Here is a 12,686-nt window from a genome sequence, read left to right as displayed (position 1 = left end):
TGTCAGACGCACTCTTTTATAAATTTTTCAAAACTTAAAAATTTAAATTTTTTATTTAAAATATTTTTTTTTGACACAAGATTTTTATTTATTATTTTACTTGTAGAAATCTTAACATCTTTATTGAACTTATTTGCAATTAATTCACAAAATTTTTTTACACTATAACTAAATGGACTAGATAAATTAAATACAGAATAATGAGGTCTATAATTAAGAATTAAATATTTAATTATTTGAGGTATATCATCAACATAAATAGTAGATAATTTTATACCTTCTTTTCCTTCTAAATAAATTTTATTTTCATTTTTAATATTAAAAATTAAATTATATATAAGTCTACTTTTTTGATTTTTTCCATAAATAGTGAATGGTCTAAGAATAATTAAGTCAAATAAATTTGATTCGCTATAAATCTGACAAATTTTTTCACCAAGTATTTTAACAAAACTATAATAATCATCTAAATTTATTTTTGAATGTTCACTAAGTTTTTTTTTGCTTTTAGAGTAAACACTTCCTGATGAAAAAAAAATAAATTTTTTAATTTTGATAGTCTTTAAAAAATCCATTATTTTTATTAAACCAGTAATATTAATTTCATATAAATTTTTTTTTTTTATATTTTTATTATTACTCTGGACACACCATATTACTGTATGAATATTTTTGAATTTAGTTAATTTTTTAATAGGCAATTTATCTTTTAAGTTTAGATAAATGAAATTCTTGTTTTTAATTTTTTTTTTATTAAATGTGCCAAATATATTAAAATTTTGATCTAATCCTGAAATTAAACTTTGACCAACAAATGAACTTGCACCTATAATTAATATATTTTTCACAAATTTTTTATTGATTAATTTAAACTAGATATACTTAATTATTTGAATCATACCATTGAATAAGATCCTTTAAACCTGATTCTAAATCAACCTCATAATTAAAACTTAAATCTTTAGCTGCCTTTTCAATTGATCCAACTCTATTATTTACAAATGAGTTTTTTTGTTTATCAAAATTTATTTGTAAATTAGATTTTTTTAGATCAAGTATTTTTTTTGTTAAATCTAATAGTGAGGTTTTTTTTCCTGTGGCTACATTATAAAATCCATTATTTTGATTAGATTTCATCGCACAAATGTTTGCTTTTGCGCAATCACGAACACTAATAAAGTCATATGATTGACTTCCATCACCATAAATAGTTGGTTCAGTATTATTTTTTATATTTTGTAATATCTTTAAAATTACAGCAACATAGGCTCCTTTCGTATCTTGCCTTGGTCCATAAACATTCATGTATCTTAACCCAACATAAGGCATATTGTATCTATGATGATATGCATTTATAATTGCTTCTCCACATATTTTTGTTGCTCCATAAAAATTTTTATTATTTAAGGGATGTTCTTCAGTCATAGGTTCAAAGACTGCATCTCCATAGACAGAAGCCGATGAAGAAAATACAAATTTTTTAACATTATGTTTTATGCAAGAATTGATCACATTAAAGGTTCCTTCAATGTTAGTTTTAAAAGCTGAGGCAGGATAATCCTGACAATGTAAAAGCCATAACGCTGCATAATGGAAAACACCATCAATACCCTCCATACTTTTATCTAATAGATCTGGTTGACATATATCTCCTGCCAAATCAAAAATTTTTACTCTTTTATCGTCTATTACATTTTTTAAGTTTTCAATTTTTCCTCTTGTAAAATTGTCATATATTAACAATTCTTTAATATCTTCTTTGATTAATAGTTCGGCTGTGTGTGAACCGATAAATCCAGCTCCACCTATTAGTAAAAATTTTTTATTTGATAGTTCCATATCTAGAATAAATTAAGAATTTAAGATTTTATTTATTATTAATTTATTTTTTTCTAAATTGGCATTTGTTTGTGCCCATTTATAACCTTTTTCCGCAATAATTCTAATTTTTTCTTTTCTATTTAAATAGTAAAGTAATTGTTTCTCTAAGTTAAGATAGTTTCCAACTACCCAACTTTTAGAACTATTTTTAGGAAGTAATTTTTCAAATTTTTCAGAGGCTGAGGTTATAACCATACAGGAACTAAACATACCCTCTATAGAGAAAAGTCCAGGTGAATAACCATATAATTCATTTATCACAATATGTGCATCTTTAAGTTCTTTTAAAACTTCTGAATTTTTTAAATCAACTAACTCATGATATTCTATATTATAATTTAATTTTTTTAGTTTCTGAATTACTGCTCTAATTATTGGAGTGCCTTTGATAATAGGATTTGTTGGAGCATGAACAATTTTAACTGTTTTTAAATTATTAAATTTTTTCAAATCTAGTTGAAATTTTTTTGATTCAAAATTATAAAAAAATGGATAACATTTTTTTTTTAAATAACTTATTTGATCAGTTTCATAGTTAAAAATTATATCGGCATATTTATCAGTTATTTTACAAAACTCTTTGAGTCTCATTTCAAAATCATTAATATTTTTTTTGCCTTGTCCTAGTAACCTATATCTAATTTGATTATCTAAATTAAATTTTTTTTCTAGTTTTAGTGAACAATAATAAGATCTAATTTCTGAGCCACAAAAAAAACATGCAACTTTTTTTTTATTTTTTTTAAGAAATTTAAATTGAAACTCTCTATTTTCATCAAAACTTAAAAAACCATCATTCCAAAAAAACAGAAAGTTTTTTGATTTAATACATAGTATCGCAAATAATATTGGGCCAATAAAAAATCTAGATAATCTATTTAAAAAAAAAAATTTTTTTTTTTTATAAAGAAAATTATAAGTTAATTGTGGTGTGTAATAATCACTATTAAAGCAGGCTGTATAACTGTTTGGGATTATTTTATTAAAATAATACATGTTTTTACAATTTTCTGTTACACCCAAAGTCCAAGAGATGACATTTTTCCTAATAAATAATCTACATAAAAAAAAAGTAAAATAAAATATCAACACTTCTAATGTGTGCAAAAACTTTTTTATATATTTTATGTTCATATTTTTTATAATTACGTATTAACCAATTAAATTTTTATAACCAATTTCACTTAATTTAAATGAACCTCAATTGCATTAACAGGAAATTCATGACCTTCGCCATAATAACAAGTTAAGTTAATTAGTTTTTTAAAGAAATTACAAGTTTTATTGGACTTTGTCTCTCTCTTATATTCCTCAGATGTATCATTTACGCCCCATGAGAAAAAAAAATTTGTTTTCAGGTCACTAAAATTTTCTCTTAATATTTTTTCATTATAAATAAATTTGTTTGGGATAATGATTTGACCTCTTCCGGCAAATTCTAAGTTTTTATGATAAGCGCTTAAACCTGATGAAATAATAGAAAAGTCTGGATCTGAATAAAGAGAGTTAATAAAAGCAGCTTCACCTCCTTGTGATAGTCCTGCAACAACAATTTGGTCGTAGTTTTTTTTCAAATATTTGGAAAATGCTATTGATTGAACAATGTAAGAAAAAGAATAAGAGCCACCTTTATTAATATGCCAATTGTATATATAATCATAATTAATTTTATTATATGTGTTGTGCATAGCTAAATAATCTTCATTTGGTTTGATAAACACATAAACATCAAAATTTTTTTCAAAACTATGTTTTAATCCATAGTGATAGTTATCTTTATCATTCATATATATTTTAGAAGATTGATTGGATCCACTTCCAGGAATAATCAATATAGCTTTTTGTGACTTATTTTTTTTCCCATATGCAAATGACCAATATGTTTTACCAAGAAGTTCAAAATCTATTTTTGTAATTGGTAATTTTTCATCATCTAAAATTTCTTTTTCATCTAAAATAGAAATATCTATTTTTTTAAGTAAATCTTTATTAACTCCCATAAAAATTAAATTATTAAATCTTTCTATATCTTTTTCAGTTTCAACTGGTTTAAAAAAAAGATTACCTTCTATTAATTTCCCTGAAAATGCATTTGGTTCAATTGAGTTTTGATTTTCGATAATTTTTTCTCTATCTGAATTGATAGTATTTTTATTTGTAAAATAAATTATTAGTATTGATAGAATTATTAACAATAGAAAATATTTTTTCATTATTTTTTAAAACAATATTTCAGATAAAATGATTTCGGAACTAAATTAAATTTTTGAGCAACAAAAAACAATGGCCTCATAATTTCGAATTTTTTTTTATCATTAGGAAAGTCTTTCCAATTTTTTAATGGAGCACCCATATAATATCCATATTCATTATCAGATAAATTAAGTCTTTTTTTAAAATAAACCTCAATATCTTTTGATGCTTTATCTTCTTTATTTATTAACTCTTCTGCTTGTTTTCTACTAATTGCTTTGTTTCTAACTTTTGCTGCAATTGTATTTATTTTTAAACTTTTATTAAATCTTTTTGGCAAATAAATTAGATGGTAAAACGCTGTCATTCTATTTTCTAAATGATGACCATCATAATACTTCCAATCATAATTTTTTGACAAAAATTCAATTGCCATTTCTTTTTGATAATTAATATACCAAAAAGGTCTTATTAATTTAACTCTATCAAAAATTATTGAAGTAACAAATTTTCTAAAAGTCATTAGTGGATAATTTTGCATCTTCATTTCGCCAAACTTTTTGTGAATTGACTCAATAAATTTTCCATCAAAATAGTTATTTGTTAGTGGGGTTATTCCCTCCTCTAAAAAAGAATGTCCCTCAAAAATGTACTTAATTCCATGTTTTTTTGCCGCTGTTCTTAAAACAAAAGCCACTGCCAAGTCTGTAGGTCCATCAATTTCTGCCACTCCAGACATAAAAAAAGATTTTAAGATATCATCTGCCTCTTTGTTATCTACAACATGGGTAATTAAATCTATATTCAATTTATTAATCATTGCATAAATATTTCTGGTGGAAATCTCAGTATTCCATGTATTATCATAATGAACTGCAAGAACTCTTAATTTATACTCCTCCTTTAATAAGTGCAGCATATACGAGGAGTCTGTACCCCCACTAACACCAACTACACAATCATACTTTTTATTTTTTTGATTTACTTTTATTTCATTAATAATTTGTTGAAATTTTTTAATACCTTTCTCTCTTCCTGTTCCATATTCGTTTGCAAGACTTTCGATTTGAATACAATAATTACAAACATTATTTTTATCAAAAGTAATTTCTGGATAATTATTATCGTAATAACACTTTGAACAAATGGTCATCATTTTTAGTTTATTTAAAATTACTTAAATCATTATTTAGTAATTGCAATATCATTCTTTTATCACTCTTTTAATAAAGCTAGAGAAAAAGGGACTTTAATTAATATTGCTAAATAAGTTAATAAATCAAAAGTTTAAATAAAGCCGATTATATAGCAAATATTAAAAATGGAGAACAAAAATCAAATAAATTTAATTATAAGAGCAAAGGGTGATTGTAAGGAATTTGACTTTATTGCTTGGATGTTTATAGTTTTTAAAGTTAATGGAAAAAAAACATTGAATATCAATCAAGCAAATAAAATTAATAAAGTTGCTTTAAAAACCTTTTTAGGTGAAAAGTTGCCTAATCAAATGCTACCAAAGCGTATTAAAGTTTCAGCAATTAAGGTTGGTCATAGATTTAAACGCATATAGAAATGAAAAAAATCTATAAACAAATAAAATTTGGCACTCTTGCAAATAAAAGTGATAAGCAATTATATGGGTCAACAATAATTAGCTTCGACATTGATTGGGCGCCCGACTATGTATTGGAGGATGCGTTAACACTTGCGCATAAGCTGGGGATAAACCCCACCTTATTTTTAACACATGAGTCACCATTACTGAAGAAGATATTCAGAGAAAACAATTATGAATTTGGACTACATCCAAACTTTGAAAAACTTTTAAATGGTGATGCAAGTAATGGTAGGAACTCCGTTGAAGTATTAAAAAGATTAACACAGTGTTATTCTGGAGTTAAAATTATAAGATCTCATAGTCTCACAACAAGTTCACGTTTAAAAGCATTATTCCAAAAAAATGATTTTTTAATTGAAAGTAGTTTCATATCTCATGAGACTAAAAAAAAATTTCCAAATTTTTGGAAAGAATACTCTGGATTACTTCATGTGCCAATAACATGGGAAGATGATGTGTGGTTCACTTTGAATGATAAAGATCCAATCATTCACCTACCAAAAATACTACAATCTGAAAAACTTAACGTTTTGACATTTCACCCCATACATTTGTATCTAAACACAACTGATATCCGTCATTATGAAAAATCACGTAAGTTTTTAAATAATCCACAAGAATTAATAAAACTTCGAGATACTAAAAATATGGGTGTACGATCAATTTTTAAAAATATTGGTGAAATAATTAATGGTAAATGTGATGCTATACTCTAACTTCTCTGAGTTTAATGAAATCTGTAGAGCTTTGGGGCTCAAAGATGTCACAATTACAAAATTACAGAACGCAAAGAAACTTCAACTTCTTGATACTCCTCTTAAGAATGGTTCTGTTGCATATGTTGAAGCAAAAAAAATGTTGTCTGATATCAATATTCCTAAAAGAGCATACATTTTTGTCCGAGAGGAAGATTCGTATGAATACAAATTTTCAGCTATAATTGTAAAAAAACCATCTTTTGTATTCTGGTCATTATATGAATTCCTGGAGAGAGCCAAAAAGTTACATAGCAAATCAATAATCAACCCTAATTGTGTTATTGGCAACAATACTAGTATTTCAAAAACTGGTGTAATCATTGAGGATGATGTAATTATCGATGATAACGTCATAATTAAAGAGGGAGTGGTAATTAAGAAAGGTACAAAGATAGGTCCAGGTTGTGTTATTGGTAGTAACGGACTAGAAGTGAAAGATACTATTTTTGGTAAAATTATAATTTCTCACAAAGGTGGTGTTGTTATTAATGAAAATGTAGAAATGGGCGCTCTATGCACAATTAATCAGGGAATAGGTGAAAAGATGACTCAAATCGGTTCTGACACAAAGTTAGATTGTGGTGTTCACATAGCCCATTCATGCTCTATTGGTTCAGAAAATATTATTACAGCAAATGTTACATTTGGAGGTTCGGTATTAACTGGATCTAATGTATTTTTTGGACTAAACGCAACTATAAGAAATGGAGTTAAACTAGCAGATGGATGTTTTGTAGGTGCTGGTTCAGTTGTGACTAAAGATGTAAAAAAAAATGCATTAGTATTTGGATGTCCAGCGAAATTTATAAGAAAAGTCGAATAAATCAACAATAGCAATCATCACTTATCTATAAAAATCAAATTATCCCTATGGCTCTTCACCTGGAGGGGGGAAATTATTTAGGAAGATCACCTGTTAATGAAGAGACAAAAATGGTTGAATGGCTTGGTTGCGATATAGACCTGTACTTAAAAGCTGAAGATATATGTAAAAATATATTTGAGAAAATTTGAACAAATAATCATTAATTAAAATCTACTTTTTAGTAAATGCTCTTAAATCTGGAAAACCAGAGTCTGCTGAATTTTTACTATATGGTTTAATACCTGTTACATCTGATAGAGTCATATCTTTTCTGTAATCATAGACTCTTGCAACCAAAGCAAAGCTTGGCTTTTTTGTTTGATTTATTGTTGAGGCATGAACAAGATTTGAATGAAATATTACACCAATATTTTTTTTAATTTTCATATAAAAATTTTTAAACTCTTTTACTTCATTTGTAGGAACTTCAAATTGATGAAAAAAATGTTTTTGATTAGGATCAAATTTTTCTTTTTTATCAAATCCACTATATTCATTAAAACTATAATTTTTTACGTGTGATTTATCTTTAACGACCATTGTTCCATTCTTGATATTTTTATCAAAAAACATTGGCATCCAAAAATTCACAAAATTTTTTCTAAATGGATAATAATGTTTTTCTGAGTGAAATTTGTAAAGTCTGGATTTATTAGATGGAAGGTTAATTAATATACCATCGAAATGAATCTTGAGGAGAGATTTAGGACAATTTAAAACCTTACTAAAATTATCAACAAAATTTTCATTAACTAAATTATATATTGATGGACTTTCTCTCAATTCAGATGTTACGAAATCTAAAGATCTTTTATTTTTTTTATTAATAGCTATCACTAATTTAATTAATAAATTTAAATTAATTTTATTAGGAAACTCAATAAAATTAGCATTTTTTATTATACGCAATTTATAAGCCTGAAGTAAAATCCTATTATAAAAATCAATTTCTATTTTGTTTATGTCCTGATGTGAAGAAAGGGGTAAGCACTTGAAACCATCTTTTTGAAAGTTGTAATTCTTTAACGTTTCGATTGGCATATAAGTTTCATAACATAAAAAAGATAATATAGAAAATAAAAGCTTTAATTGAGCTATTAAATATCTTTTTTTAAAAAGATATTTTTTGATTTAATAGATAAACAAATAATTATAAATCCTATCAAAATAAAACCTGAATTAAAGTATCCAGCCCCTCTAAATAACTGGATAATAACCAATGATAAACATATTATTTTTAATTTTCTGTCTATTGATTTAGATATAAGAAAATTGAAAAAAATTAATAATGGAACTATAAGAATTAAACCAAATTCTCCCAACAACTTTATACCATTTGAAGAGCCATCATTATAATTCAAATTGATAAACCCTTTTTGCCTACCTAGTGTATTAACTTTATGTGTCTCTAATATTTTATAATTTTTTTCATAATTATTAAAACCTTTACCAAAAGGATTTTCTTTTAAATTCTTTAGAACAAGATGGACATGAAATTTAAATGCAAAAGAAGTTGGGTTAATAAACTCTTTTACACCTATAATTTCATCATACATAGAATCAACTTTAAGAAGTAAATTTAACTTTTTTTTTAAAGAAAGCTCCTCAATTTCTTTGCCTACTTTTTCTAATTCTTTATTTAATAAAGCTTTATATTCTTTAGTGTCAGCATATGCATTTCGTTTTTTTTTAACTTTAATTTTACTTTCTTGATCAGATATTATTTTTTTAGCATTATTGCGGTTATACTTTAATTTTATTTTACTAGTAAAGCTATCTGAAGTACTTTTTTCAAATAAATTTTGGAAATTTTCTTCTTTAATATTTGATTTTAATTCATAAATTTTTTCAAGACATTTTTCTGGATATAGTGAAACAAATATAGTTAATATTATTAATGGTAAAAAAATTAAAAATTTCTCTTTTAATAAATCTTTACTATAGAAAAATATAAATAATAAAGATAAAATAATATTTCCAATCCATATAGTAATTGAAAATATCATTAAACAAATTATCGAATATATTAAAGTAAAAATTATCTTTATTTTAAAATTTTTTTCATAGAATAGAAAAGACCCAAAAAGTGTAACGTAGCTTATAGCTATGTGAGAAGTTTCTGAAAAAAAAAGTTTAGATTCATTCAAAAGTAAGCCTTGGCATGATCCATAACTTAATTCAAAAAAATTTCTACCCCATCTGTCTCTATAAGAATATTGATCTACTATATTTTGGTCTAAACAAAAACCTAAAATTAAATAAATTGTTACAAAAAAAAATGAATAATAAAAAATTTTTATTAGGTTTTTTTTGAAAAAATTAATATTTTCAAATACTAGAATAAATAAAAAAAATGACAAAAATAATGAAATAATTGCAGTATTAGATGGATTTTGAATTAATAAATGAAAAATTAAAATAATAAAAATACAACTTATGAGTATATTTTTTATTATGAATTTTTTAAGATTAAATAATAAAAAAAATACTAAAGAATAAACAAGATATCTTGTAGGTATATCAAGAAAAGTAGCATAAGAGAGAGAAACTGAGTAAAAAGTTAGAAAATATAAGTATGAATTTTTAATTTTTTTTGTATTTAAATCTTTAAAATTCAACATTGCGTCAAGAACTGGATATTAATAAATTTTTATAACATAAATGAATACATTAACAACAAAGATTAAAAATAATACAGCGACAGTTGCAGTTATTGGATTGGGTTATGTGGGTCTTCCTTTGTGTAAAGCACTGTTAAATAAAAAATTCAAGGTTTTTGGTTTCGAAAAAAATCTATCAAGAATTAAAGAAATAAAATTAAATAAGATTAAAATTGCTGCTGTAAAAAGATTCAATTTTAAAAAAAAAATTGATAGTAAAAATTTATTCTTATTTAATACATTTAAAAAGATAGAAGAAACTGATATAATTGTTATTTGTGTACCGACACCTCTTAAAAACAATAATCCAGATTTATCTGATATTAAAAACGTAATTCAGAATATTTTAAAATATATTAGACCAAACCAACTAATTATTTTGGAGAGCTCGACATACCCCGGTACAACCAAGAGTCTTATTGTTGATAAAATTAAAGGTAATAAAATAATAGTTGGGAAAAATTTTTTTGTTGGTTATTCTCCTGAAAGAGAAGACCCTGGAAATAAATATTTTTCTTTAAAAAAAATCAATAAAGTGGTCTCAGGATATTCAAACCAATGTGCGTATCTTACAGATCTATTCTACAAACAATTTATAGATAACGTTTATAAAGCGAAAAATATTGAAACAGCAGAATTTTCAAAACTTTATGAAAACACATATCGAAACGTAAATATAGCTCTTGCTAATGAGGCAAAGATATTAGCAGATAAAATTGATTTAAACATATTTGACATCATTAAATGTTGTAAAACTAAACCCTTTGGTTTTCAGGCATTTTATCCTGGACCAGGTGTTGGAGGTCACTGCATACCCATTGATCCAATGTACTTATCTTGGTTAGCAAAAAAGAATAATTTTACAACTGATATAATAAATTTAGCTGTAAAGATAAATAATGACATGCCACAACGAATATTCTTACATATAAAAAAATACTTAAATAAAACTAAAATTGAAAATAAAAAAATATTTATACTGGGTGCAGCATATAAAAAAAATATTAATGATCTTAGAGAAAGTCCAATTATAAAAATAATTAATCTATTTGAAAAGAAAAAAATAAATTTTATTTATAATGATGAATATATTCCAATTTTAAAATCAAAAAATTTAAACAAAAGTTATTTTTCACAAAAAATTTCTAAAAAAAACCTAAGAGAATATAATACAATATTAATGTTAACAGATCACAATTATTATAATAAAAATTTCATTCAAAAAAATTGTAATATAATTTTTGATACAAGAAATTTTTTTAAAATTAATGAAAATGTCAAGACAGTATAAGCTTACTTCTTACTAAGCTTTTTAACATAGCTGATAACTCCATCTTGTATGCCAATAAAATTTTTATTGTATCCACTTTTTCTAATTTCTATAATATTTGCTTGGGTGTAGGACTGATAATTATCAGCGATATCTTTTGAAATTTTTACATATTTTATCTTAGTTTTGTTATTACCTAAAAATTTTTTAATTAAATTTGCAACTCTATTAAAGCTTTCTGCCTTTCCGGTACCAACATTATAAATTCCTGATTTAAAATTTTTTGTTAACCATAAATTAACTTTAATACAATCATCAATATGAACAAAATCTCTTTTCTGTTCTCCATCTTCAAAACCATCACTACCCTTAAATAATTTTATAATATTATTTTTTTTAATTTGCTTACAAAAATTATACATAACACTTGCCATATTTTTTTTTTGGCTCTCACCTGGACCATAAACATTAAAATATCTTAAGCCTATAATTTTAGATGATGGTATCTTATTTAAAATTCCCAAAACATAATAATCAACCATTGCTTTAGATATTGCATAGAAATTTTCTGGATAAAGTGGGTATGTTGACTCTTTAAAATTTTTTGTTTTTGTCCCATACACTGAGGCTGAAGATGCATAAATTATTTTAATTTTATGCTTAATGCATTTTTCAATTAATTTTTTTGAAAATAAAAAATTATTAACCATATAATCATTTATGTCTTTTCCACTTGTGCTACTATTAGCTCCTAAATGGTAAACAAATTTTATTTTAGATAAAAAATTACTATTATTTATTTTTTTTAAAAAATCTTCTCTTGAGATAAAGCTTTTATATTTAAGATCTTTTGGTGGCTTCTTTAATTTTTGATCTACAATCAAAATATTTCTAATTTTTTTTTTATTAAGCTCTCTTATTAAATTAGATCCAATAAAGCCTGAACCACCAGTACAAATAATCATTTAAAATTTTTTATTTTATTTATTATATCAGAAGTCGATTTATTTTTCGTTAGTGGTATCAATTTAAGCTTACCTCCATTTTCTAAAACATGATTTAATCCTGCTATATTACTTTTTTTATAATCCCCACCTTTTGTTATAATGTTTGGTTTTATTAATTTATATAATCTTTCTGGAGTTTTGGATTTAAAAGATATGATGTAGTCTACAAAGCTTATTGATGTAAGAACTTTTATTCTATCACTTAAATTATTTATAGGACGATTTTTACCTTTCAAATTTTTTATTGAAATGTCTGCATTAATTGCTACCAATAATACATCTCCAAGTTTTTTTGATTTTTGAAGATAATCAACATGACCAGAATGAATTATGTCAAAACATCCATTTGTCATTACAATTTTTTTAAATTTCAAATTATTTCTTAGTTTATTTTTAAAATATTTAAGCGTAATCTTTTTCATAATAATATGCTT

14 protein-coding genes are annotated in these 12,686 nt (G+C 24.4%); 5 read left to right on the top strand and 9 right to left on the bottom strand.

Features of this window, described 5'->3' with window-relative positions; genetic code table 11:
* Nucleotides 1-2: 2 nt before the first annotated feature.
* The 5 genes from ABXT72_RS00755 to ABXT72_RS00735 are packed head-to-tail and all read right to left on the bottom strand — an operon-like array spanning nucleotide 3 to nucleotide 5,227.
* On the bottom strand, nucleotides 3-848 hold the full coding sequence (locus tag ABXT72_RS00755; protein ID WP_415278444.1) for an NAD-dependent epimerase/dehydratase family protein: 846 nt from the start codon (nucleotides 846-848) through the stop codon (nucleotides 3-5).
* 34 nt (nucleotides 849-882) lie between these two features.
* A complete protein-coding gene (locus ABXT72_RS00750; RefSeq protein ID WP_415278443.1) occupies nucleotides 883-1,839 on the bottom strand; it encodes an NAD-dependent epimerase/dehydratase family protein in 957 nt (318 codons plus the stop codon).
* Between the two features lie 12 nt (nucleotides 1,840-1,851).
* Nucleotides 1,852-3,015, bottom strand: a complete 1,164-nt coding sequence (locus tag ABXT72_RS00745; protein ID WP_415278442.1) for a hypothetical protein — start codon at nucleotides 3,013-3,015, stop codon at nucleotides 1,852-1,854.
* A gap of 50 nt (nucleotides 3,016-3,065) precedes the next feature.
* On the bottom strand, nucleotides 3,066-4,094 hold the full coding sequence (locus ABXT72_RS00740; protein WP_415278441.1) for a hypothetical protein: 1,029 nt from the start codon (nucleotides 4,092-4,094) through the stop codon (nucleotides 3,066-3,068).
* Nucleotides 4,094-5,227, bottom strand: coding sequence for an LPS biosynthesis protein (locus tag ABXT72_RS00735; protein WP_415278440.1), 1,134 nt, complete (start codon nucleotides 5,225-5,227; stop codon nucleotides 4,094-4,096). The genes ABXT72_RS00740 and ABXT72_RS00735 overlap by 1 nt, the downstream gene beginning before the upstream one ends.
* A 168-nt stretch (nucleotides 5,228-5,395) precedes the next feature.
* Between ABXT72_RS00735 and ABXT72_RS00730 the strand changes: the two genes are divergently transcribed.
* The 4 genes from ABXT72_RS00730 to ABXT72_RS00715 are packed head-to-tail and all read left to right on the top strand — an operon-like array spanning nucleotide 5,396 to nucleotide 7,464.
* Nucleotides 5,396-5,644, top strand: a complete 249-nt coding sequence (locus ABXT72_RS00730; protein WP_415278439.1) for a hypothetical protein — start codon at nucleotides 5,396-5,398, stop codon at nucleotides 5,642-5,644.
* A 2-nt stretch (nucleotides 5,645-5,646) separates the two neighbouring features.
* On the top strand, nucleotides 5,647-6,408 hold the full coding sequence (locus ABXT72_RS00725) for a hypothetical protein (RefSeq protein ID WP_415278438.1): 762 nt from the start codon (nucleotides 5,647-5,649) through the stop codon (nucleotides 6,406-6,408).
* On the top strand, nucleotides 6,395-7,273 hold the full coding sequence (locus ABXT72_RS00720; protein WP_415278437.1) for a DapH/DapD/GlmU-related protein: 879 nt from the start codon (nucleotides 6,395-6,397) through the stop codon (nucleotides 7,271-7,273). The genes ABXT72_RS00725 and ABXT72_RS00720 overlap by 14 nt, the downstream gene beginning before the upstream one ends.
* Nucleotides 7,274-7,320: 47 nt before the next feature.
* Complete coding sequence (locus tag ABXT72_RS00715) at nucleotides 7,321-7,464, top strand: hypothetical protein (RefSeq protein WP_415278436.1); 144 nt, start codon at nucleotides 7,321-7,323, stop codon at nucleotides 7,462-7,464.
* A gap of 22 nt (nucleotides 7,465-7,486) precedes the next feature.
* Here the strand turns inward: ABXT72_RS00715 and ABXT72_RS00710 are convergent, their stop codons facing one another.
* The gene (locus ABXT72_RS00710; RefSeq protein ID WP_415278435.1) at nucleotides 7,487-8,356 is read right to left on the bottom strand and encodes a phytanoyl-CoA dioxygenase family protein; all 870 of its coding nucleotides are present in this window, start codon (nucleotides 8,354-8,356) and stop codon (nucleotides 7,487-7,489) included.
* A 56-nt stretch (nucleotides 8,357-8,412) separates the two neighbouring features.
* On the bottom strand, nucleotides 8,413-9,936 hold the full coding sequence (locus ABXT72_RS00705; RefSeq protein ID WP_415278434.1) for a hypothetical protein: 1,524 nt from the start codon (nucleotides 9,934-9,936) through the stop codon (nucleotides 8,413-8,415).
* A gap of 40 nt (nucleotides 9,937-9,976) precedes the next feature.
* On the opposite strand from ABXT72_RS00705, the gene ABXT72_RS00700 reads away from it, so the two are divergent.
* Nucleotides 9,977-11,266 (top strand): nucleotide sugar dehydrogenase, encoded by a 1,290-nt coding sequence (locus ABXT72_RS00700; RefSeq protein ID WP_415278433.1) that lies wholly within the window; start codon nucleotides 9,977-9,979, stop codon nucleotides 11,264-11,266.
* A 2-nt stretch (nucleotides 11,267-11,268) separates the two neighbouring features.
* Here ABXT72_RS00700 and rfaD read toward each other — a convergent pair whose 3' ends face one another.
* Nucleotides 11,269-12,210 carry an ADP-glyceromanno-heptose 6-epimerase gene (rfaD, locus tag ABXT72_RS00695; protein WP_415278432.1) on the bottom strand — a complete coding sequence of 314 codons (942 nt, stop codon included), beginning with the start codon at nucleotides 12,208-12,210 and terminating at the stop codon, nucleotides 11,269-11,271.
* A complete protein-coding gene (gene rfaE2, locus ABXT72_RS00690) occupies nucleotides 12,207-12,674 on the bottom strand; it encodes a D-glycero-beta-D-manno-heptose 1-phosphate adenylyltransferase (RefSeq protein ID WP_415278431.1) in 468 nt (155 codons plus the stop codon). Before rfaE2 ends, rfaD begins: the two co-directional genes overlap by 4 nt.
* Between the last annotated feature and the right edge of the window lie 12 nt (nucleotides 12,675-12,686).

This window comes from Candidatus Pelagibacter sp. Uisw_094, assembly GCF_047729535.1.
Classification (GTDB): domain Bacteria; phylum Pseudomonadota; class Alphaproteobacteria; order Pelagibacterales; family Pelagibacteraceae; genus Pelagibacter.
The sequence above is the reverse complement of the archived record's forward strand: the minus strand, read 5'-3'. Positions and strand labels throughout refer to the sequence as shown.